This window comes from Paraburkholderia sp. BGA-UO-ETr-F12, assembly GCF_059567945.1.
Map to the genome: position 1 here is coordinate 65,780 of NZ_JCAQOZ010000021.1, position 21,946 is coordinate 87,725.

General features: G+C 62.5%; 19 protein-coding genes. 1 reads left to right on the top strand and 18 read right to left on the bottom strand.

Annotated features, from left to right (window positions below; translation table 11 throughout):
* Positions 1-701 precede the first annotated feature (701 nt).
* Entirely contained in the window at positions 702-1,187 is a 486-nt protein-coding gene (locus tag AC57B6_RS08500) for a DciA family protein (protein ID WP_028196485.1), read from the top strand.
* An 80-nt stretch (positions 1,188-1,267) separates the two neighbouring features.
* Here the strand turns inward: AC57B6_RS08500 and lpxC are convergent, their stop codons facing one another.
* From lpxC to coq7, 18 genes are all read right to left on the bottom strand, one after another.
* Positions 1,268-2,185 carry a UDP-3-O-acyl-N-acetylglucosamine deacetylase gene (gene lpxC / locus AC57B6_RS08505; protein ID WP_028196486.1) on the bottom strand — a complete coding sequence of 306 codons (918 nt, stop codon included), beginning with the start codon at positions 2,183-2,185 and terminating at the stop codon, positions 1,268-1,270.
* Positions 2,186-2,475: 290 nt separating this feature from the next.
* Positions 2,476-2,979: a peroxiredoxin gene (locus tag AC57B6_RS08510; protein WP_028196487.1), complete on the bottom strand. Its 504-nt coding sequence runs from the start codon at positions 2,977-2,979 to the stop codon at positions 2,476-2,478.
* 257 nt (positions 2,980-3,236) lie between these two features.
* Positions 3,237-4,433, bottom strand: a complete 1,197-nt coding sequence (ftsZ, locus tag AC57B6_RS08515; RefSeq protein WP_028196488.1) for a cell division protein FtsZ — start codon at positions 4,431-4,433, stop codon at positions 3,237-3,239.
* Positions 4,434-4,565: 132 nt separating this feature from the next.
* Complete coding sequence (ftsA, locus tag AC57B6_RS08520) at positions 4,566-5,798, bottom strand: cell division protein FtsA (RefSeq protein ID WP_007180311.1); 1,233 nt, start codon at positions 5,796-5,798, stop codon at positions 4,566-4,568.
* 27 nt (positions 5,799-5,825) lie between these two features.
* The gene (locus AC57B6_RS08525) at positions 5,826-6,578 is read right to left on the bottom strand and encodes a cell division protein FtsQ/DivIB (protein WP_046567681.1); all 753 of its coding nucleotides are present in this window, start codon (positions 6,576-6,578) and stop codon (positions 5,826-5,828) included.
* Between the two features lie 35 nt (positions 6,579-6,613).
* Complete coding sequence (locus tag AC57B6_RS08530) at positions 6,614-7,555, bottom strand: D-alanine--D-alanine ligase (RefSeq protein ID WP_106354234.1); 942 nt, start codon at positions 7,553-7,555, stop codon at positions 6,614-6,616.
* 5 nt (positions 7,556-7,560) lie between these two features.
* Positions 7,561-8,964 (bottom strand): UDP-N-acetylmuramate--L-alanine ligase, encoded by a 1,404-nt coding sequence (gene murC / locus AC57B6_RS08535; RefSeq protein WP_028196491.1) that lies wholly within the window; start codon positions 8,962-8,964, stop codon positions 7,561-7,563.
* Positions 8,961-10,079 (bottom strand): undecaprenyldiphospho-muramoylpentapeptide beta-N-acetylglucosaminyltransferase, encoded by a 1,119-nt coding sequence (gene murG / locus AC57B6_RS08540; protein ID WP_496420986.1) that lies wholly within the window; start codon positions 10,077-10,079, stop codon positions 8,961-8,963. The genes murC and murG overlap by 4 nt, the downstream gene beginning before the upstream one ends.
* The gene (gene ftsW / locus AC57B6_RS08545) at positions 10,076-11,362 is read right to left on the bottom strand and encodes a putative lipid II flippase FtsW (RefSeq protein WP_028196493.1); all 1,287 of its coding nucleotides are present in this window, start codon (positions 11,360-11,362) and stop codon (positions 10,076-10,078) included. The genes murG and ftsW overlap by 4 nt, the downstream gene beginning before the upstream one ends.
* Entirely contained in the window at positions 11,359-12,873 is a 1,515-nt protein-coding gene (gene murD, locus AC57B6_RS08550; protein ID WP_281663456.1) for a UDP-N-acetylmuramoyl-L-alanine--D-glutamate ligase, read from the bottom strand. The genes ftsW and murD overlap by 4 nt, the downstream gene beginning before the upstream one ends.
* A gap of 23 nt (positions 12,874-12,896) precedes the next feature.
* Positions 12,897-14,066: a phospho-N-acetylmuramoyl-pentapeptide-transferase gene (gene mraY, locus AC57B6_RS08555; RefSeq protein WP_028196495.1), complete on the bottom strand. Its 1,170-nt coding sequence runs from the start codon at positions 14,064-14,066 to the stop codon at positions 12,897-12,899.
* Between the two features lie 17 nt (positions 14,067-14,083).
* Entirely contained in the window at positions 14,084-15,496 is a 1,413-nt protein-coding gene (locus AC57B6_RS08560) for a UDP-N-acetylmuramoyl-tripeptide--D-alanyl-D-alanine ligase (protein WP_252888461.1), read from the bottom strand.
* A complete protein-coding gene (locus AC57B6_RS08565) occupies positions 15,493-17,040 on the bottom strand; it encodes a UDP-N-acetylmuramoyl-L-alanyl-D-glutamate--2,6-diaminopimelate ligase (RefSeq protein ID WP_496420987.1) in 1,548 nt (515 codons plus the stop codon). Before AC57B6_RS08565 ends, AC57B6_RS08560 begins: the two co-directional genes overlap by 4 nt.
* Positions 17,037-18,905 carry a peptidoglycan D,D-transpeptidase FtsI family protein gene (locus AC57B6_RS08570; RefSeq protein ID WP_028196498.1) on the bottom strand — a complete coding sequence of 623 codons (1,869 nt, stop codon included), beginning with the start codon at positions 18,903-18,905 and terminating at the stop codon, positions 17,037-17,039. The genes AC57B6_RS08565 and AC57B6_RS08570 overlap by 4 nt, the downstream gene beginning before the upstream one ends.
* Positions 18,902-19,252, bottom strand: coding sequence for a cell division protein FtsL (ftsL, locus tag AC57B6_RS08575; protein WP_025647929.1), 351 nt, complete (start codon positions 19,250-19,252; stop codon positions 18,902-18,904). Before ftsL ends, AC57B6_RS08570 begins: the two co-directional genes overlap by 4 nt.
* Complete coding sequence (gene rsmH, locus AC57B6_RS08580) at positions 19,249-20,202, bottom strand: 16S rRNA (cytosine(1402)-N(4))-methyltransferase RsmH (protein WP_183796268.1); 954 nt, start codon at positions 20,200-20,202, stop codon at positions 19,249-19,251. Before rsmH ends, ftsL begins: the two co-directional genes overlap by 4 nt.
* A gap of 15 nt (positions 20,203-20,217) precedes the next feature.
* Complete coding sequence (gene mraZ, locus AC57B6_RS08585) at positions 20,218-20,646, bottom strand: division/cell wall cluster transcriptional repressor MraZ (RefSeq protein ID WP_025647927.1); 429 nt, start codon at positions 20,644-20,646, stop codon at positions 20,218-20,220.
* A 519-nt stretch (positions 20,647-21,165) separates the two neighbouring features.
* Positions 21,166-21,798, bottom strand: a complete 633-nt coding sequence (gene coq7 / locus AC57B6_RS08590; protein ID WP_030100910.1) for a 2-polyprenyl-3-methyl-6-methoxy-1,4-benzoquinone monooxygenase — start codon at positions 21,796-21,798, stop codon at positions 21,166-21,168.
* Between the last annotated feature and the right edge of the window lie 148 nt (positions 21,799-21,946).

Below are 21,946 nucleotides of genomic sequence, written 5' to 3' on the forward strand. Positions count from 1 at the left end.
GCGCCTTACCCCCTTGCTGCTAGGAGTATCCAGACCGATTCCTCGCGGAAACGACCTGCCCGAAACATCCGGGGGCTACATTGTCAGAAGAGCTTCACACCTCACCGTTGCCAGTGACGCATGTCCTCCTAGGCTACTGCTGGTCGTACAGCAGGTTCACTACCCTCATCTTCAGCAACGAGGTCGAACAATGACACACCGAGCTTTCGCTCGTATCGTTTAGCGAAACCCTTGCCTGGAGGCTCAGGAATTGCAAACATCACCCCGCCCTGTCGGCGGAGGTGAAGCCGCTGACTGGGCGGGACCTGACGGTAATCAAGTCCATGCAACAAGATCCCCGGCTGATTGCTCCGGTTTCCCATTTCACTACAAGGATGCTTCCCATAGGGTCGCATCTGCTTCTTAAAGTGCAGCCCACAAGGTGGCCGCCTGCGGAGGGCATGGTGAGTTGCCTCAATAACCCTCTAGTCGATGCTCCGTAACGTGGAGCCGCCGGACACGAGCGTGCGTGTCGCACCGAATCGGGCATTTTAGCACGCGCCCCCGCCCGCGCCTGTGTCAGCGGCGCGACGACGGCGAGCCGCAAAAACCCGCCGCAGCGACCTCCGACAGGCCGCATTGAGGCAGATCCGCGTGCATCCCGCACGGTACAATCGCGGCGTAAGTGCACATCGGGTGCAAACACGCCGTCACTGTCAAACATGAGCCGTTTTCCGTCCTTTTCAAGGCCGCCGCCCCAGCAGTTCAAGGCGCGCCGCCCGCAGCCCGTCGCCGAAGTGCTGAAACGCACTGACGCGTTTGCGGCCCTGCGCGCGGGCGTCGAGCAGATTGCGGCGCTGGAAAAGGATTTGCGCGAGCTGCTGCCGGACTATCTGGCGACCAGCGTGGAACCGAGCTTCATCAAGGAAGGCGTACTGGCCCTGTTTGCCGGGCACAACGCACTGGCCGCCCGCCTGCGCCAGATCGAGCCGCGCTTGCTGTCGGATCTGCAGCAGCGCGGCTGGCCGGTCAATGCACTGCGGATTCGCGTGCGGCCACAGCCTTTGAAGGAGCCGCCGCCAGTCAAGCAGGCGCGCATGACGCCAGTCGGCGCCGACGCGCTGCACGCGCTTTCCGAATCGCTCGCCCCCTCGCCGTTGCAGGAAGCTTTGGCAAAAATGGCAGCGCGGCATCGGCGAAATCGCTGAACAAAAAATAAGCGGCCCACAGGGGCCGCTTATTTTTCATCCATTCGCTTCGGAAATTTCATCCGAAGCGGCTAAGCAAATTACGCGAACGCCGTCTGCGTTTCGTACGCAAAGCCGCGCGGCGCCTTCTGCGTGTCCTCGAACGTGACGATCTCGTACGAATCCTCATGCGCCAGCAACTCGCGCAGCAGCGCGTTGTTCAGGCCGTGGCCCGACTTGTACGCGGTGTACGAAGCCAGCAACGGATGGCCGATCACGTACAGATCGCCGATCGCGTCGAGCATCTTGTGCTTCACGAATTCGTCGTCGTAACGCAGCCCGTCGTTATTCAGAATGCGGTATTCGTCCAGCACGATGGCGTTATCCATGCTGCCGCCACGCGCCAAACCGAGTTCGCGCATCATTTCCACTTCATGCGCAAAGCCGAACGTACGCGCGCGGGCAATTTCCCGCACATACGACGTATTGGCAAAATCCACTTCCAGCGCCTGGCCGGTTTTATCCACAGCCGGGTGACGGAAATCGATGGTGAATTTGAGCTTGAAACCGAAATACGGATCGAGACGCGCGAATTTATCGCCGTCGCGAATTTCGATTGGCTTGGTGACCTTGATGAATTTCTTCGCCGCGTTCTGTTCTTCAATACCGGCCGACTGAATCAGAAACACGAACGAACCCGCACTGCCGTCCATGATCGGAATTTCTTCGGCGGTCACGTCGACATAAAGATTATCGATGCCGAGGCCCGCGCATGCGGACATCAAATGCTCGACGGTCGACACGCGCGCGCCGTCTTTCTGCAATACCGAAGCCAGACGCGTATCGCCAATTGCCATTGCCGACGCAGGGATATCCACCGGCGTGGGCAAATCCACGCGCGAAAACACGATGCCAGTATCCGGCGCCGCCGGGCGGAGCGTCAGGTCGACCTTGCGGCCGGAGTGCAGGCCGATGCCGACTGTCTTGACGATTGATTTGATAGTGCGCTGCTTCAACATGGTGATCTTCTATTCGATTGAAAATCCCAATCGGGACTTTTTATTCCATAGCGCGAAGTATACTCCAATACCCTTAGGGACGTCGTTTCACGGAACGTATCAATCTGTTTCTCTGCATTACCCCTTGGGCGCCCGTCAGGGAAAGCGTGACGGGCCGATGTCCGGAACGGAGGCGTTTCCGGTCATCGGCCCGCGTAACGGCCTGTCACAAAAGCGTCTTATATGCCGTTGCCCTGATACAACGCAGTAAGCGCGCAGACCCGGGGCAGTGGCTTCGAACGCAATCGCAACTAGCTCAACGTAGCGAGAATACTCTCTGCATCGCTGACTTCGAATTTGCCGGCAGCCTCGACGTTCAACGTCTTGACCACGCCGTCGTCGACAACCATTGCGTAGCGCTGGGAACGAATTCCCATGCCGCGCGCCGACAAATCCTGCTCAAGACCGAGTGCTCGCGTGAAAAGCGCACTGCCATCCGCCATCATGCGCACCTTGCCCGAGGCGTGCTGATCGCGTCCCCACGCGCCCATTACGAACGCGTCGTTGACGGACACGCACCAGATCTCGTCGACGCCAAGAGCGCGCAACTGCTCGGCATGCTCAACGTAACCCGGTACATGTTTGGCCGAACAGGTCGGCGTGAAGGCACCCGGCAACCCGAAGATCACCACGCGCTTACCCGCCGTCTGCTCGCGCACGTCGAAGCTGTTAGGCCCCAGCGTGCAACCCGCGCGCGCATCTTCGACAAACTCGAAGAGCGTCGCGTCGGGCAGCTTTTCACCTATCTGAATCATGCTCAGTCCCTTGCATCGATGCGAAGCAAACTCGCACGTCGTCGTGTCGCAGTGATTTCAGCGTTCGCCCAAAACAGGCTCCGCCGCCCGGCGACAGTTGCCCAATCCGCTTCGCGAATCCGAAGAGGGCACTCGTCCTTGCCGCGAATCAGACGATACGCGGCTTTTTCGCCGTTCACCCGCCACGCTCGTGCATTCGTCCGCCAGCGCTGCACTTCTACAAGCCGCAGCGCGACAACGAAAGCCTGCTCGTGCGCTCAGTCCGCCTGCTTGCGCAGGAATGCCGGAATGTCGTACGTGTCGACGCCCTTTTCCTGCAGCGCCTGCACGTGCGAAGCCGCCGTATCGCGCGAGGTGCGCCATACAGCCGGCGTATCCAGCGCGCCGTAATCGGCCGTGCTTGCGTGCGACGTTTGCGGTGCGTAAGCCGCGTGCGTGCCGATCGGCTGGTTGTCGGTGCCGGTGCGCAGCAGCGTCATCGGTGCCGATTGCTGCTTCTTCGCCGCGCGGCCCAGACCCGTTGCCACGACCGTTACGCGCAGCGCGTCGCCCATTGCATCGTCGTACACCGCACCGAAAATGACCGTTGCGTCTTCCGCGGCATAGCTCTTGATGGTGTTCATCACTTCGCGCGTTTCCGACAGACGCAGCGAACGGCTCGACGTGATGTTGACCAGCACGCCGCGCGCGCCCGACAGATCCACCCCTTCCAGCAGCGGGCTGGCCACAGCCTGCTCGGCAGCCAGACGCGCGCGATCGACGCCGGCAACCGTCGCCGTGCCCATCATCGCCTTGCCCTGCTCGCCCATCACCGTCTTCACGTCTTCGAAGTCGACGTTCACCAGACCGTCGACGTTGATGATTTCCGCGATGCCGGCAACTGCGTTGTTCAGAACGTCGTCTGCGCACTGGAAGCACTTGTCCATCTCGGCGTCATCGCCCATCACCTCGAACAGCTTGTCGTTCAGAACGACGATCAGCGAGTCGACGTGATCCTCCAGTTGCTGCGAACCGGCTTCTGCCACACGCATGCGCTTGCCGCCTTCGAACTCGAACGGCTTGCTGACTACACCAACAGTCAAGATACCCATTTCCTTGGCGATCTGCGCGACCACCGGTGCTGCGCCCGTGCCCGTGCCGCCACCCATGCCAGCGGTGATGAACACCATGTGCGCGCCGCGCAGTGCGTCGGCGATGCGCTCACGTGCTTCTTCTGCTGCGGCGCGGCCCATTTCCGGCTTGGCGCCGGCGCCCAGACCCGTGTTGCCGAGCTGGATCACCGCGGAAGCGCGCGAACGCGACAGAGCCTGCGCGTCCGTGTTCATCACGATGAAGTCGACGCCTTGCACGCCTTTGTTGATCATGTGCTGAACGGCATTGCCGCCAGCGCCACCTACTCCGATCACCTTGATAATGGTGCCGTTCGTTTCGGTTTCCAGCATCTGGAATTCCATGTTGCCTCCGTCAAGATAAAAAATTGCAGCCACTTCGGCCGTTATTCGGCAGGAGATCGGGCAACCTCCCGTCGCGCGCCGGCCGCCGGCACCAGCGCGTATTTACGTAAAACCGTTCAAAAACGAATTCTTTTAGAAGTTGCCGAGGAACCAGTCTTTCATTCGCGTAAAGACCTGCCCCATCGACCCCGACTGCACCGCGACCTTGCGGCCGCGCATCCGTTGCGAGCGCCCTTCGACGAGCAGCCCCATCGCCGTCGAATAACGCGGGTTACGCACGACGTCCGCAAGACCGCCCGCGTATTCCGGCACACCAATGCGCACCGGCTTCAGGAAAATGTCCTCGCCGAGTTCGACCATGCCGAGCATCATCGACGCGCCGCCGGTCAGCACCACGCCGGAGCTCAGCAGTTCTTCATAACCGGACTCGCGCACCACCTGCTGCACGAGTGAAAACAGTTCTTCGACCCGCGGCTCGACCACCGCTGCCAGTGCCTGGCGCGACAGCGTGCGCGGACCGCGCTCGCCGAGACCCGGCACTTCGATCATCTCGTCCGGATCGGCCAGAGCCTGCTTCGCAATGCCGTAGTCGACCTTGATGTCTTCCGCGTCCGGCGTCGGCGTACGCAAGGCCATCGCGATGTCGCTCGTAATCTGGTCGCCGGCGATCGGAATCACCGCTGTGTGACGAATCGCGCCTTCGCTGAAAATCGCGATATCGGTCGTGCCGCCGCCGATATCGACCAGCACCACGCCGAGTTCCTTTTCGTCTTCCGTCAGCACCGCCAGCGACGAAGCGAGCGGCTGCAGGATCAGATCGTTCACTTCGAGCCCGCAGCGGCGCACGCACTTCACAATGTTCTGCGCCGCGCTCACCGCACCGGTGACGATATGCACCTTCACTTCCAGGCGGATGCCGCTCATGCCGATCGGCTCGCGCACATCTTCCTGACCGTCGATGATGAATTCCTGCGTGAGGATATGCAGCACCTGCTGATCGGTCGGGATGTTGATCGCCTTAGCCGTCTCGATCACGCGCGCGACGTCCGTCTGCGTGACTTCCTTCTCCTTGATCGCCACCATGCCGCTCGAATTGAAGCTGCGGATATGGCTGCCGGCGATCCCGGTAAAGACGTTCGTGATCTTGCAGTCGGCCATCAGCTCGGCTTCCTCGAGCGCGCGCTGGATGGACTGCACGGTGGCTTCGATGTTCACCACCACGCCCTTCTTGAGCCCCTTCGATTCGCTCTGGCCGAGGCCGATCACCTCGTAGTGGCCCTCGCCCTTCAACTCGGCGACGATAGCCACTACCTTCGACGTCCCGATGTCGAGGGCGACCAGCAGATCTTTATAGTCTTTACTCATAGCGTGCTCATTGCGTGTGATGTCCGTTTACTTCTTGCCCTTGTCGGGTTCGCTGATAAAGCGCATGCCAGCGGCACGAATCGCGAAACCGTTCGGATAGCGCAAGTCTGCATACTCGATATCCTTTCCCCAACGTTGCGTCACCGCATTCCACGCCGCGGTCAGGCGGCGGGTCCGATCGAGCAGCGTGTCCTGATTGCGTTCGCGCCCAAGCTCCACCTGCATTCCGTTCGACAGCTTCACCGTCCACGCATAACGCGGCGACAGCGTGACTTCCTCCGGCGTTGCGCCCAACGGCGCAAACCACTTCTTGAAATCGCTATAACGCGCGACGACCTCTTTTGCCGTACCGTCCGGGCCGTCGAACGCGGGCAGCTCTTCTTCGAGCTCGCCCTGGTTCGCGGTGAACAGCTCGCCATCCACGCTTACCAACTGATCGCTACCCCACGTACCAAGGGGTTTGTACTCTTCGAGCGTGACAGCCAGCGCGTTGGGCCAGACCCGCCGTACGCTCGCATGACGCACCCAGGGCATCTGCTCGAACGCCTGCCGCGCGACGTCGAGATCCACCGTAAAAAAGTTGCCCTTCAGGCGGCCTACCACTCCGGCGCGCACCGTCGGCGAATTGATGTGCTCGGTGTCGCCGTCGATCTGAATTTCGCGCAGCGCGAAATTCGGACGCTGAATCAGCCAGTAACCGCCAGCCGCCAGCAGCACGAGCACCAGCACCGCATGCAATGCGTTGGCGGCGAGATTGAGCTGGCGAACGTTGTTCCACATGGTGTTGCTTTCGGGTTGCCCCGGTCAGTCCTTAGTTAGTCCTTAAGCGTCAGCGCCAACACGCCGACCACCAGGTCCTGATAGCTGATGCCCACCGCGCGCGCCGCTTTCGGCGGCAACGAGTGATCGGTCATGCCAGGCGCCGTGTTCACTTCAAGGAAATACGGGTTGCCGGCGGCGTCGAGCATGAAATCGGCGCGCCCCCAATCGGTACAGCCAAGCACGTCGAACGCGCGGCGCGCCAGCACTTTGAGGCGCGCTTCTTCGTCCGCCGGCAGACCGCACGGAATCAGATACTGCGTGTCGTTGGCGATGTACTTCGCGTGATAGTCGTAGAACTCGCCGGCCGGCACGATACGGATCACCGGCAGGTCCAGATCGCCCGCGATGCACGCCGTGTATTCGCCGCCGCCTTCGATGCTCTTTTCCACCACGACGATCCTGTCGTACTTGACCGCTTCGAGCAGCGCCGCCGGCAATGCGTCGGCGCTTTTCACCTTGATCACCGCGACGCTCGAGCCTTCGCTAGCCGGCTTCACGAACAGCGGCAAGCCGAGCTTAGCGACGATATCTTTCGCGCGTGCTTCGTAGTCGTCGCCGCGCAGCACAGCCTCGAAGGGCGGCGTCGGAATGCCGAGTTGCTGCCACACGAGCTTGGTGCGGAACTTGTCCAGACCGAGCGCCGAACCAAGCACACCGCTACCGGTATAACGAATGCCGTAAAAATCCAGTGCGCCCTGAATCTGGCCGTTCTCGCCGTAACCGCCATGCAGCGCGTTGAACGCGCGCACGAAGCCTTCTTCCTTCAACGCGGCGAGCGGACGCTCGGCCGGGTCGAACGGATGCGCGTCGATGCCGGCGTCGCGCAGACCTTGCAGCACGAGGCGGCCCGAATTGAGCGACACCTCGCGCTCGGCGGAATCCCCTCCGAGCAGGACTGCCACTTTGCCGAATTGTTTAGGGTCGATGCTGCTCATTTCACTCATACCTTCGTTTCTTGCGCGAGGCGTCCCGGCACGCCGCCGATCGAACCCGCGCCCATCGTGATCACCACATCGCCGTCGCGCACCACTGCTGAGAGCGCGTCCGGCACTTCATCCACCGTATCGACAAACACCGGCTCGACCTTGCCCGTCACGCGCAATGCGCGCGCCAGCGCGCGGCCATCCGCGGCGACGATCGGCGCTTCACCGGCCGAATAGACTTCGGTCAGCACCAGCGCGTCGACGGTCGACAGCACCTTCACAAAATCTTCGAAGCAATCGCGCGTGCGCGTGAAGCGGTGCGGCTGGAACGCCAGCACCAGACGCCGCCCCGGAAACGCGCCACGCGCCGCCGCGACCGTCGCCGCCATTTCCACCGGGTGATGACCGTAATCGTCAACCAGCGTGTACGTGCCGGCTGCTTTGCCTTCCGACACGACCGGCACTTCGCCGTAACGCTGGAAGCGGCGGCCCACGCCGTTGAAATCCGCGAGTGCTCGCTGGATATCGGCATCTTTCACTTCAAGTTCAGTCGCAATCGCGATCGCGGCCAACGCGTTCTGCACGTTGTGCTCGCCCGGCAGATTCAGCACGATGTCGAGCGGCGCGGCATCTTCACGCATTGCGGTGAAGTGCATCTTGCCGCCACGCGCTTCGACGTTGACCGCGCGCACCTGTGCGTCCGGCGCGAAGCCATAGCGGATGATCGGCTTCGACACGAACGGCAGAATTTCCTTGACATTCGGATCGTCGACGCACAGCACCGCGATCCCATAGAACGGCAAACGGTGCGTGAATTCGATGAACGCCTGCTTCAGGCGCGCGAAGTCGTGCCCGTATGTGTCCATGTGATCGGCGTCGATATTCGTGATGACTTCGATCACCGGGAACAGATTCAGGAACGACGCGTCCGACTCGTCCGCTTCGGCGACGATGAAGTCGCCCGTTCCCAGACGCGCATTCGCGCCCGCGCTGATCAGGCGTCCGCCGATCACGAACGTCGGATCGAGACCGCCCGCCGCCAGCACGCTCGCCACCAGCGAAGTGGTCGTGGTCTTGCCGTGCGTGCCGGCAATCGCGATGCCCTGCTTCAGACGCATCAGTTCCGCGAGCATCACGGCGCGCGGCACGATCGGAATGCGGCGATGACGCGCGGCCAGCACTTCCGGGTTGTCGCTGCGCACCGCGGTGGAAACGACCACGGCGTTCGCGCCTTCAATGTTTTCTGCCGCGTGACCAATCGCAATACGCGCGCCGAGCGCGGCGAGTCGATCGGTGATCGCGTTACTCGACAGGTCCGAGCCGCTCACCTGATAGCCGAGGTTGACCAGCACCTCCGCGATGCCGCTCATGCCGACACCGCCGATGCCGACAAAGTGAATATGTTTGACGATGTGTTTCATTGCTTTCCTTCTGGGCTCGCGCCCGAAATCGAACCCGCCACAGTCGCGCAAATCTTCGCGACCTGTTCCGTGGCGTCGGGTTTCGCGAGCGAGCGCGAACGCTCCGCCATTTCCGCGAGCATCTCTCGCGTCTGGCTGCGCAACCAGTCGGCGAGTTGCTGCGCCGACAGATCGCGTTGCTGCACGACCAGCGCCGCGCCGTTGTCGGCGAGGAACGCTGCATTAGTGGTTTGGTGATCGTCTACTGCAAACGGGAACGGCACGAAAAACGCCGCCACCCCGACCGCCGCAATCTCCGACACCGTCATCGCGCCCGACCGGCAGATCACCAGATCCGCGTTTGCGTACGCGCTCGTCATGTCGTCGATGAAAGGCACGAGTTCTACATCCGCGCCCGCTTGCAGACCCGCCGCCGCGTAGTGCTCACGCAGCGCTTCAATATGCTTCGCGCCCGCCTGATGCACGATGCGCGGGCGTTCATTTGGCGCCAGCAGCGCAACCGCGCGCGGCACCACTTCGTTCAACGCCGCCGCGCCCAGGCTGCCGCCTACCACCAGCACATTCAGCGGACCGCTGCGCGCCGCGTAGCGTGCTTTGGGTGCAATTGCGCGCGCAAGTTCCTCACGAATCGGGTTTCCGGTCCATTCGCCATGCGGCAGTGCATTCGGGAATGCAACCAGTACCCGTTTGGCGACTTTCGCGAGCACCTTGTTAGCGAGACCCGCAATCGAATTCTGTTCATGCAGTACCAGCGGACGGCCGCTCAACGCGGTCATCAAACCCGCCGGGAACGTAATGTAACCACCCATGCCGAGCACCACGTCGGGCTTCACGCGACGCAACACACTCAGGCTTTGCGAGCAGGCGCGCAGCAGATTCAGCGGCAGCATCAGCTTGGTCTTCAGCCCCTTGCCGCGCAATCCGCCGAAGCGCACGTATTCCATCGGTATGCCGTGTTTCGGCACGAGCGTGGCTTCCATGCCCGCGGGATTGCCGAGCCATACGACCTTCCAGCCCCACGCCTGCATCAGGTGCGCGACCGCGAGCCCCGGGAACACGTGTCCCCCGGTGCCACCGGCCATCACCATCAACGTGCGTTGCTGCATGGGGGTCATACTTTCCCTCCACGCATGAGCACCCGGTTCTCGTAGTCCACGCGCATCAGCACCGCGACCGCCACGCAATTCAGCAAGATGCCCGAACCGCCGTAACTGACGAGCGGCAACGTCAAACCTTTCGTCGGCAGCAGGCCGAGGTTCACGCCCATGTTGATGAAAGTCTGCGCGCCGAACCAGATGCCGATGCCCTTCGCGACCAGCCCGGCAAAGGTGCGGTCGAGTGCGAGTGCCTGACGGCCGATCTCGAACGAGCGGCGCACGATCCAGTAAAACATCAGGATCACGACCAGCACGCCGACAAAACCGAGTTCCTCACCGATCACCGCGAGAATGAAGTCGGTATGCGCTTCCGGCAGATAGTTGAGTTTCTCGACGCTGCCGCCCAGGCCCACGCCAAACCATTCGCCGCGCCCAAACGCGATCAGCGAGTGCGTCAATTGATAAGCCTTGCCCTGCGCGTAACGGTCGTCCCACGGATCGAGGTAGGCGAAGATCCGCTCACGCCGCCATGGCGAGGCCCACACCAGCAACGTGAACGTACCGACCGCGGTGGCCACCAGGCCGCCGAACAGCTTGCCGTTCACGCCGCCGAGGAACAGCACGCCCATCGCAATCGCGGCGATCACCATGAACGCGCCCATGTCCGGCTCGAGCAGCAGCAACGCGCCGACCAGACCCACTGCCACCGCCATCGGCAGAAAGCCCTTGGCGAAGCTGTGCATATATTCCTGCTTGCGCACCGTGTAGTTCGCCGCGTAAATCGTTACGGCCAGCTTCATGATTTCCGACGGCTGCATATTCGTGATGCCGAGCGGAATCCAGCGGCGCGCACCGTTCACGCCCTTGCCGACGTGCGGGATCAACACGATCACCAAAGCCGCCAGCGAAATCAGGAAGAGCTTCGGTGCGTACTTGTCCCACGTCGAGATCGGAACGCGGAACGCCACGACGCCGATCACCGAACCCATCACCACGAAAATGATCTGGCGCACGAGAAATGCGTAGTCGCGGTACGACGCGTACTTCGGCGAGTCAGGCATGGCGATCGACGCCGAGTACACCATGACGACACCCAGCCCGAGCAACGCGACCACGACCCACAGCAACGAATGATCGTAGTCGAGCATCCGCGAGCGCAGCGGACGCACGCCGTTCACCGCGCTCGAAAGACCACTGCCACTAGCACGACCCGCGCTGCGGCCGGTGGTCGCGGCATCGCCACTGCCATTGCCGGCACGGGAGCCGGCGAGGCGCGAACCGAATCGTTCCGACCAGCTCATATCATCGTCCCCCGTTCAGCCGCGATGTCTTCCACCGTGCTGCGGAACACCGCTGCGCGATGTGCGTAACCCTTGAACATGTCGAAGCTCGCGCAAGCCGGCGACAGCAGCACGGCGTCGCCGGGCTGCGCCAATGCGGTGGCGGCCCGCGTCGCTTCTTCGAGCGTCGCGTGGTCGGTCATTGCAATGCCGGTGTCTTCCAGCGCGGCGCGAATCTGCGGTGCGTCTCGGCCGATCAGCATCACGGCGCGGCACCAACGCATTACCGGTGCTGCCAGCGGTTCGAAATCCTGACCCTTGCCGTCGCCGCCGGCGATCAGCACCGCGCGTTGCGCGAGACCATCGAGCGCGGCAACTGTCGCGCCAACGTTGGTGCCCTTGCTGTCGTCGACGTAATCAATCCCTTCGATCGACGCGATCAATTCCACGCGATGCGGCTCGCCGCGATATTCGCGCAGGCCGTGCAGGAGCGGCGCGCCGGGCAGACCGATCGCGCGCGCGAGGCCATACGCGGCCAATGCATTGGCCGCATTGTGCAAACCGCGGATACGCAGCGCGTCGGCCGGCATCAGGCGTTTGAGCGCGATATTCTTGGGTGCCGCCACTTCGTTCTTGCGACGGCGCGTCGGCGCGGGTTCGTCGCTGGCGTCGAGATCGTGCGCTTCGACCAGCCAGATCATGCCGTTCTCGCGCAACAGACCATAGTCACCGTCGTTCTTCGGCTCGGTGACGCCAAAGGTGATCATCGCTGCGTCGGAGTCGGCCGAAGGCGCTAACGCCATCACGCGCGAGTCGTCGCGGTTCAGCACACGTACGGTTTGCGGTCCGAAAATGCGCCCCTTCGCGGCGGCGTACGCATCGAGGCCACCGTGCCAATCCAGGTGATCCTGCGTGATGTTCAGCACGACGGCTGCGTCTGGAGAAAAGGTATGCGCGGTTTCCAGCTGGAAGCTCGACAGTTCCAGCACCCACACGTCGGGCAGCGCCGTGTTGTCGATTGCTTCGCTGAGTTTGTCCAGCGCAGCCGGGCTGATGTTGCCCGCCACCGCCACCTTCTTGCCGGCACGTTCGCACAGCAGGCCGGTGAGGCTCGTCGTCGTGGTCTTGCCGTTAGTACCGGTGATCGCAATCACCTTCGGCGCGTAACCGCTTTCGCCGAGCGTCTTCAGCGCTTGCGCGAAGAATTCGAGTTCGCCCCATACGGGGATGTCCTGCTCACGCGCGGCCGAGATCAGCGGCAGCAAATCGGCGGCGAGCGGCGACAAACCCGGGCTGATCGCCACAAGTTCGACGCCTTCGAGCAATGACAGCGAGAACGGGCCGCCGACGAATTCAGCGTCGACGCTGTGCGCTTCCAGCGCGGACAGGTTCGGCGGTACCTCACGCGTATCGGCCACACGCAGCCGACAGCCGTGCCGCGCGCACCAGCGCGCCATCGCGAGACCGGATTCACCGAGTCCCAGCACGAGCACCATCGGCTTTTGCCGATCCCGAAACTTCTCGCCAAACATCGCCTGCTTCCCCTGAATACGACTTAACGCAACTTGAGCGTGGACAAACCGAACAGACACAGCATCAACGTGATGATCCAGAAACGCACGACCACCTGCGTTTCTTTCCAGCCCGACAATTCAAAATGGTGATGCAGCGGCGCCATCTTGAAGAGGCGCCGCCCTTCGCCGAAGCGGCGTTTGGTGAATTTGAACCACGTCACCTGCAACATCACGGAGAGCGTTTCCGCGACGAAAATGCCGCCCATGATGAAGAGCACGATTTCTTGACGCACGATCACCGCGACCGTGCCGAGCGCGCCACCCAGGGCGAGAGCACCGACGTCGCCCATGAACATCTGCGCCGGGTGCGTGTTGAACCAGAGGAACGCGAGCCCTGCCCCGCCCATTGCCGAACAGAAGATCAGCAATTCGCCCGCGCCGGCGATGTGCGGAAACAGCAGGTATTTCGAATAAACCGAGCTACCCATCACATAGGCGAACACACCGAGCGACGCGCCGACCAGCACGACCGGCATGATCACGAGACCGTCGAGACCGTCCGTGAGATTCACCGCATTGCTCGCGCCGACAATCACCAGATACGTCAGCACAATGAAGCCCCATACGCCGAGCGGATAGCTGATCGATTTGACGAACGGCAGCATCAGGTCGGCACGCGCCGGCAAGCCCATCGACAGACCGCTGCGCACCCACGCCATGAACAGGTCGAACACGCGCACGTTGCTCGCTTCAGACACGCTGAAGGCGAGATACACCGCCGCGAACAGTCCGATCACCGACTGCCAGAAATACTTTTCGCGCGACGACATCCCGCGCGGGTCCTTGTAGACCACCTTGCGGTAGTCGTCGACCCAGCCGATCACGCCGAAGCCGAACGTGACCAGCATCACGATCCAGATGAAGCGATTGGTCAGATCGGCCCACAGCAACGTCGACACCGCGATACCCAGCAGAATCAGTACGCCACCCATGGTCGGCGTACCGGATTTGACGAGGTGGGTTTGCGGGCCGTCTTTACGGACGGCCTGGCCGACCTTCATCGCGGTCAGCTTGCGGATCACCGCCGGGCCGCAGACGAGCCCGATCAGCAGCGCGGTGATGGTGGCCATCACCGCACGGAATGTCAGATAACTGAACACGCGCAAGAAGCTTGCGTCATTCTGCAGCCATTGCGCCAGCGCCAGTAGCATGCTTCGGTCCTTCTATTTCAGTGTGCGGCGGGCGCACTGCCCGCTGCGTTGGGTTGTGGACTCGTTACGGCGTCCACCACGCGCTCCATTTGCATGAAGCGCGAGCCTTTCACGAGAAGCGTTGCAGCGGAGCCGAAAGCGGCTTGCTGCAATTGCGCGACCAGCGTGCCGATATCGGCCACGTGATGCGCGCCTGGGCCGTACGCGGTGCAGGCGTCGCGCGAGGCGTCGCCCATCGCGTACAGCGCATCGATACCGCGTTCCTTTGCGTACGCTCCGATTTCGCGATGAAACGCCGGGCCGTTATCGCCGACTTCGCCCATATCGCCCATCACCAGCACACGCGGCGATTCGCGCGACGCAAGCACGTCGATCGCCGCACGCATCGAGTCGGGATTCGCGTTGTAGGTGTCGTCGATCACGGTTGCGCCGGCTAGCGTGCCGAGCACTGCGCGCTTGACCTGCAAACGGCCTTTCACGGCGCCGAAGGATTCGAGGCCACGCTTGATCGCGTCGAGCGACACGCCTGCGGCAAGCGCGGCCGACGTCGCGGCCAGCGCGTTGTGCGCGTTGTGGGCGCCGAGTACCTGCAGCGTGACGTCGATGTGGCCTTCCGGCGTGTCGATGCTCAACACGTTGTCTTCGAACGTGCCCGTTACAGCGGCTTCAGTCGTGCGCCCGGCGTTGTTCAAAGCGAAGTCGACAATGCGGTTGCCGGTCGCCGCGACGCGCCAGATGCTCGCGTAAGCATCGTCGGCGGGGAACACAGCGACCCCTTCCGGCGTCAGCGCGTGAATCACGCTCGCATGTTCGAGCGCGACGGCTTCAACCGTCGCCATGAATTCCTGATGCTCGCGCTGCGCGTTGTTCACCACCGCGACCGTCGGCTCGGCGATCTTCGCGAGCAGCGAGGTCTCGCCCGGATGGTTCATGCCGAGCTCGACCACCGCCAGCTGATGCGCGGCGTGCAGCCGGAACAGCGTCAACGGCAAGCCGATGTCGTTGTTGAAGTTGCCGGCGGTCGCGAGGCGTGCATCCGCGCCAACCGCGGCGGCGAAAATCGACGCGATCATTTCCTTGACCGTCGTCTTCCCATTGCTGCCGGTCACGGCAACGAGGGGCAGGTTGAATTTCTGCCGCCAGCCGCGTGCCAGCGCGCCGAGCGCGACACGCGTATCGGCTACGCGCAACGCCGGCACATGCCAATTGTCAGGCGCGCGCATCAGTAGCACGGCCGTCACGTTGCGCGACGCGACTTCCGGCAGGAAATCGTGCGCGTCGAAACGCTCACCTTTGATCGCGACGAACAGGTCGCCCGGACCCGCGCTGCGGCTATCGGTCGAAACGCGTTCGAACGCGACGCTTTCGTCGCCCAGCACGGTTGCGCCGGGAATCAGCGCCGCGGCTTCACGCAGCGAGAACATGCTCATTCGCCACCTCCGCGTGCGTGCGTCGCTCGTGCGGCGAGCGCGAGGCGAGCGTGATCCTGATCGGAGAAAGCGCGTTTCTTACCCATGATTTCCTGTGTTGCTTCGTGCCCCTTGCCGGCCAGCACGACGACGTCTTCACGCGCGGCGCCGCGGATCGCCTGCAGGATCGCGCTTGCGCGGTCCTCGATGCGGCGCACCTTTGACGCGTCTTGCATGCCCGCTGCAATCTGCTCGATGATCGCTTGCGGATCTTCGCTGCGCGGGTTGTCGCTGGTCACGACGACGCCGTCGGCGAGCCGCTCGGCGATCGCGCCCATCAGCGGACGCTTGGTCGCGTCGCGGTCGCCGCCGCAGCCGAACATGCAGATCAGTTCCCCACCGCGCGCGGCCGCCATCGGGCGCAACGCTTCCAGGGTTTTTTCCAGCGCGTCCGGCGTGTGCGCGTAATCGATCACGACGAGCGGCTCGTCGCTTTGCGCGCGGCCGCCGAGACGTTGCATGCGGCCGTTGACCGGCTCGAGCTTTGCCAGTTCGGCGAGCGCCGCATTGAAGGGGATGTCGGCTGCAAGCAAAGCGCCGAGCACGCCGAGCAGATTGCTGACGTTGAAGGCGCCGAGCGTTTGCACTTCGACTTCGGCATTGCCCCAGTCCGACGTGGCCAGATGGAACGCGGTGCCGGTCGCGGTTGCGCGCACATTCGAGGCGAGCAGCAACGCGTCGGCCTCTGGCGCATCTTTGAGCGTTTCGCCGAGGCCGTAGGCGATCGTGCGGGCATGCCCCTTCGTGCTGGCAAGCAGGCGCCGACCGGCCGCATCGTCACGGTTGATCACCGCGGCGCGCAATTCCGGCCACGCGAACAGACGCGCTTTAGCGGCTTCGTAGGCTTCGAACGTGCCGTGATAATCGAGGTGGTCTTGCGTGAGATTTGTGAACACGGCGATGTCGAACGCCGTGCCGTTCACACGGCCTTGATGCAACGCGTGGGACGACACTTCCATCGCCACCGCCGCTGCGCCGGCGTCGCGCAACTGCGCGAGACTGCGCTGCAATTGCGGCGCGTCAGGCGTCGTGAAACCGGTGTGCACGAGTTGACCCGGCAGACCGGTGCCAAGCGTACCGATGATTGCGCAGCGCTTGCCGAGCGCTGTCAGCGCCGCGGAAATCCATTGGCTGCACGACGTCTTGCCGTTGGTGCCCGTGATGCCGACGGTCAGCATGCCGTCGCTCGGATCCTTATACCAGGCGCTCGCGATCGAACCGGCGAGTTCGTTCAGCGCCGGCACGGCCAGCGTGTTGGACGGATCGATCGGGTCCGTAAAGCCTTCGGGCTGAACCAGCACGGCTGCTGCGCCGCGCTCGATCGCGTTGCTGATGAACGGGCGGTTGTCCGCGCCATCGACCGCATAGGCGAAAAAAGCGTCGCCCGCTGCGACCGTGCGCGTGTCGGCGTGCAGATGCGCGCCTGGCTGCACGCGCGCGTGCAGCCAGTTGAGTGCGTCGGCGATCTGCCGGTGCGCTGGATGCTTCTTGCGCAGCGCGCTCATCGCACAACTCCGGGATGCGTTTTGGTGTTGGCGGAAATCGTCATCTTCTTCGCCCCGCCGCTGGTGGCGAGCTTCTTCACCACGGCGGGTGTGGCCGGCGTGGCCGGCGCAACAGGCGCCGAATCGTCCGACACGACCATCTGTTTGACCGGCATATCCGGCGGCACATTCAGCGAGCGCAGCGTGTCGCCGACGATCGCCGAGAACACCGGACCGGACACCTGGCCGCCGAAGTGGCTGCCCGCCGTCGGCTCGTCGACCGACACGGCGACGACGATACGCGGATTCGGCATTGGCGCCATGCCGACGAACGAGGCGCGGTACTTGGAGTGGTCGTAGCCATGAGCGCCGTGCTTATACGCAGTACCGCTCTTGCCGCCGACGCGATAGCCCGGCACCGCCGCGTCCGGCGACGTGCCGCCCGGCGCCGTCACGGTTTCGAGCATCGCACGTACTTCGCGGGCGGTAGTGGGCGAGAAAATTTGCGGCCCCGTGGCCGGTTGATCGCCACCGGGCGTATGGAAAATCGACACCGGCATGATCTGGCCGTCGTGCGCGATCGCGGTGTACGCACGTCCCAACTGGAATAGCGACACCGACAGGCCATAGCCGTACGACATGGTCGCCTGCTCGATGCGGCGCCAGCTCTTCCACGGACGCAGGCGGCCCGCCGCCGCGCCCGGGAAACCGACCTTCGGCGCCTGGCCGAGACCGATGCTGGTATACATATTCCACATCTCTTCGGGCTTGAGCTGCATGGCGATCTTCGTCGCGCCGATGTTGCTCGACTTCTGGATCACGCCGCCCACCGTCAGCACGCCGAACGCGCTGTCGTCGGTAATCGGCGCACCGTCGAGCACGAAACGGCCGCCGCCTGTATCAACCAGTGTAGTCGGCGTCACGCGGTGCAGATCGAGTGCCAGCGAGACCGTGAACGGTTTCATGATCGAGCCCGGCTCGAAGGTGTCCGTCAGGATGCGGTTGCGCAGTTGATCGCCGGTCAGGTGCGAACGGTCGTTCGGGTTGTAGGTGGGGTAATTGACGAGCGCCAGCACTTCACCGGTACGCACGTCGATCACCATCGCCGCGCCTGCTTTTGCCTTGAATTTCTCGACGGCCGCTTTCAGGTTCGTGTACGCGATGTACTGGATCTTGCTGTCGATCGAGAGATCGACGTCCTGACCGTTATGCGGCACGACCTGTTCGTCCACGTCTTCGATAATGTGGCCCATGCGGTCTTTGATCACACGGCGGCTGCCCGACATGCCGGCGAGCAGCTTCTGGTCGCCGAGTTCGACGCCTTCCTGGCCTTCGTCTTCCACATTGGTGAAGCCGATCAGGTGAGCCGTGATCTCGCCTTCCGGATAGAAACGCTTGTATTCGTCGCGTTCGTAAATGCCGGGAATATCCAGCGCGGCGACTTTCTCGGCGACGTCGACCGGCACCTGGCGCTTCACGTAGACAAAGTTCTTGTCCTCCGACAGTTTCGCGCGCAACTCCTTGTTCGTCATGCCGAGCAGCTTGCCGAGCTGGTTCAGCTTGTCGGCGCCGAGATCATCCGGCACCGAGTCTGGAATCGCCCAGACCGCGCGCACCGGCAGACTCGTGGCGAGCACGAGACCGTTGCGGTCGAGGATCTTGCCGCGCGTGGCCGGCAACTCGAGACGGCGCTGATAGCGGATCTCGCCCTGCTTCTGATAGAAAGCGTTGCCGGGCCCCTGAATCCAGAAGGCGCGCCCGGCCAACGCGACAAACGCCATGAACAGCATGAACACGACGAGTTTCGAGCGCCACATGGGCAGACGCACCGACAGAATCGGGTTCGCCGAAAAGGCGACGCTTTTGCGAGTCGACGATTTTTTCATCGCACGCCTCCGCGACGGGTCGCAGCCGGCGCCGAGGCCGGCCCGGACGTCGGAATCGGCGCATCCTCAGCCTTGGCGGCGCCCGGGTCGAGCGTCAGGTACTGGGTGCGTCCGGTCGTAACCGATTGCATCTTCAGGGAATCAGTGGCGATCTGCTCGATGCGCGACGTCTTCGACAACGCGCTCTGCTGATATTGAAGCTGTGAGTAATCCTGCTGCAGCTGGCGCTCCTGCGATTGCGCCCGCTGCAACTGGATAAAGATCTGACGCTGCTGATTGGTAGCGTTGACGACAGACAAAGCGCAGCCCATCACAATCATCAGCAGGAAGATATTGAGGCGACTCATGGTGCGATCCGCTCCGCCACACGCATCACGGCAGAACGGGCGCGCGGGTTCGCGGCGACTTCAGCGTCGCTTGCGAACACGCGGCCGATGATTTTGAGCGGAGGGCTCGGCAGATCGACGGCACGAATCGGCAGACGGCGATCCACAGCAGGCGTACTGGCGTGCGCCTGCATGAATCGCTTGACGATCCGGTCCTCGAGCGAATGAAAGCTGATGACCACCAGCCGCCCCCCTTGCTCCAACAGCGACAACGCTGCTTCTAAAACGACTTGCAGCTCCGCAAGCTCTTGATTGATGTGAATCCGTATAGCTTGAAAGGTGCGGGTTGCCGGATCCTTGCCCTTCTCACGGGTTTTGACGACGTTAGCCACGATTTGGGCAAGCTCGCCCGTGCTGACGAGAGGCCCAAGACGGTCGGACTCTGCCCGGCGAGCAACAAGCGCCTTTGCAATCTGAAAAGCAAACCGTTCTTCCCCATAATCTCGTATCACCTCCGTCAGTTCCTGCACCGTGGCCCGCGCCAGCCAGTCAGCCGCGGACTCGCCGCGCGTCGGGTCCATCCGCATGTCGAGCGGGCCGTCGGCGCGGAAACTAAAACCCCGCTCCGGATCGTCGATTTGCGGCGACGACACGCCCAGATCCAGCAAAACGCCCGACACCCGCCCTACTCCGCGCTCCGCAATCGCGGTGCGCAGTGAAGCAAAACTCTCGTGCACGATGCCAAAGCGCGGATCGGCAATCTGCTGTGCCGTGGCGATGGCAAGCGGGTCTTTGTCGAACGCGATCAGACGCCCCGACTCGCCCAGCTTCTCCAGCACCAGCCGGCTATGCCCACCGCGCCCGAACGTACCGTCCACATAAACGCCGTCCGCGCGCGTGACCAACGCCTCGACCGCCTCTTCCAGCAGCACCGTGCGATGCTGCAATTCGTTTCTCATCGCAGGTGCCATATATGTAATCCGCGATCAGAACGTGAAATTCTTTAACGCTTCGGGCATGCCCTCGGCGATCGCTGCCTGTTCCTTTGCTGCGTAAATCTGTGCGTCCCACAATTCAAAGTGACGGCCCATGCCGAGCAGGTTCACTTCTTTTTCCAGCGAGCCGGCCGCGCGCAATTCGGGCGACACCAGCACGCGGCCGGCGCCGTCCATATCGACGTCCATTGCATTGCCGAGAAAGATGCGTTTCCACCAGGCTGCGTTCATAGGCAGCTTGTCGACCTTGTCGCGGAAGATTTCCCACTCCGGGCGCGGAAAGAGCAACAGGCAGCCGTCCGGGTGCTTGGTGATCGTCACCCGGCCCTCTGCCTGTGTTTGCAGCGCATCCCGATAGCGAGAGGGAATTGACATCCGCCCTTTCGCATCGAGCGTCAGCGCCGACGCCCCTTGGAACACTTCGCTCTCCCTTGTCGACCGGAGTTAGCGCTTTAGCGCTTACTCCGGTCCCATGCAGTCCACTGCGGTCGACCGGAGTTGGCGCTTCAGCGCTGTACTCCGCCCCCATGCAACTTAGTTGCTCGCGGCGCTTTTCCGCCGGCTGCCCGATTCGTGAAAATCTACCCCAAACCGCCCATGAGATCACACAAAAATACACTTTCTCACACTGTCTCCCACTTTAGAGGAACGCTAAACAGGGGTCAAGGGAGATACGCGCTTTTCGAGCGAATTTTGTTTGCTAGAACAAGGACTTAGCGCCACTCTTTCATGTCAGACATAAAACGGAAAACCGTTATAAATGAATGAGCTAGTGAACCTTGTGAAGGTGATACGTGAAAAGTGCGAGGGAAAGGCGCGGAATGTAAGAGATCGTGAAGCGGGATCGGGAGGTGTTTGCTGGCGTTCCGGGTAATTCGAGCGGACGGCGTGCGAGGCGCCGTCCCACTTTGAGATGATAAGTGAGCCGGGGGCTCGAACTTATATGTAGTACGCGGTGCGCGTCATGACCTTCGACACCGCGCGCATCAGTGCACGAGCAGGGAACGGCAACTCGATACCGCCTGCGTCCATGGCGGACTTGCCATGCTCGGCTTCGTCCACACGCATCTGTTCGACGATCGCCCGCGACTCGCGGTCTGCCACGGGCAATTGATCCAGATGGCTGTCCAGATGCTGTTCGACCTGGCGTTCGGTTTCGGCCATGAAACCGAGACTCACCCGATCACCCAGGCGACCTGCCGCGAGGCCGATTGCCAACGCGCCGGTGTACCAGAGCGGGTTCAGCAGGCTTGGACGGGAATCGAGCGCTTCGAGGCGTTTGGCGGTCCACGCCAGATGATCCTCTTCTTCCATGGCAGCGTGATTAAACACCGCCTGCAAGGACGGCGACCTGGTAGCGAGTTTCTGCGCCTGATAAAGCGCCTGGGCGCACACCTCGCCGACATGGTTAACACGCATCAAGCCGGCTGAGTGCGCGCGTTCCGCCGGGGTAAGCTCGACCAGCTCCGCCGTCGATTCTTGCGGAACTGGCAACGGACGACTCATCCGCGACACGCCGGTCATTGAGCGTAAACCCCGATCAAACTCGCTAATCAACTCGTCCAGAAACATTCAGCACTCCCTGATTCGACAACTGCCCCGTTGCGCCGACAAGTCCGCGTGACAAGGCTTTGCTGGGCAAAACCGGATTCGCGAAGACCTTGAATTCAAACGATTCCGGGGGCCAATTTCTGATTTTAGACCATGTTGCGTAAACGAA

Coding starts and splice junctions, on each gene's coding strand:
- murC (WP_028196491.1), bottom strand. CDS start 8,964: ATGAAACACATCGTCAAACATATTCACTTTGTCGGCATCGGCGGTGTC.
- AC57B6_RS08510 (WP_028196487.1), bottom strand. CDS start 2,979: ATGATTCAGATAGGTGAAAAGCTGCCCGACGCGACGCTCTTCGAGTTT.
- AC57B6_RS08530 (WP_106354234.1), bottom strand. CDS start 7,555: ATGAGCAGCATCGACCCTAAACAATTCGGCAAAGTGGCAGTCCTGCTC.
- rsmH (WP_183796268.1), bottom strand. CDS start 20,202: ATGGCACCTGCGATGAGAAACGAATTGCAGCATCGCACGGTGCTGCTG.
- ftsA (WP_007180311.1), bottom strand. CDS start 5,798: ATGAGTAAAGACTATAAAGATCTGCTGGTCGCCCTCGACATCGGGACG.
- AC57B6_RS08525 (WP_046567681.1), bottom strand. CDS start 6,578: ATGTGGAACAACGTTCGCCAGCTCAATCTCGCCGCCAACGCATTGCAT.
- murG (WP_496420986.1), bottom strand. CDS start 10,079: ATGACCCCCATGCAGCAACGCACGTTGATGGTGATGGCCGGTGGCACC.
- AC57B6_RS08500 (WP_028196485.1), top strand. CDS start 702: ATGAGCCGTTTTCCGTCCTTTTCAAGGCCGCCGCCCCAGCAGTTCAAG.
- AC57B6_RS08565 (WP_496420987.1), bottom strand. CDS start 17,040: ATGAGCGCGCTGCGCAAGAAGCATCCAGCGCACCGGCAGATCGCCGAC.
- ftsL (WP_025647929.1), bottom strand. CDS start 19,252: ATGAGTCGCCTCAATATCTTCCTGCTGATGATTGTGATGGGCTGCGCT.
- lpxC (WP_028196486.1), bottom strand. CDS start 2,185: ATGTTGAAGCAGCGCACTATCAAATCAATCGTCAAGACAGTCGGCATC.
- murD (WP_281663456.1), bottom strand. CDS start 12,873: ATGTTTGGCGAGAAGTTTCGGGATCGGCAAAAGCCGATGGTGCTCGTG.
- ftsZ (WP_028196488.1), bottom strand. CDS start 4,433: ATGGAATTCCAGATGCTGGAAACCGAAACGAACGGCACCATTATCAAG.
- ftsW (WP_028196493.1), bottom strand. CDS start 11,362: ATGAGCTGGTCGGAACGATTCGGTTCGCGCCTCGCCGGCTCCCGTGCC.
- AC57B6_RS08570 (WP_028196498.1), bottom strand. CDS start 18,905: ATGAAAAAATCGTCGACTCGCAAAAGCGTCGCCTTTTCGGCGAACCCG.
- AC57B6_RS08560 (WP_252888461.1), bottom strand. CDS start 15,496: ATGAGCATGTTCTCGCTGCGTGAAGCCGCGGCGCTGATTCCCGGCGCA.
- mraY (WP_028196495.1), bottom strand. CDS start 14,066: ATGCTACTGGCGCTGGCGCAATGGCTGCAGAATGACGCAAGCTTCTTG.
- coq7 (WP_030100910.1), bottom strand. CDS start 21,798: ATGTTTCTGGACGAGTTGATTAGCGAGTTTGATCGGGGTTTACGCTCA.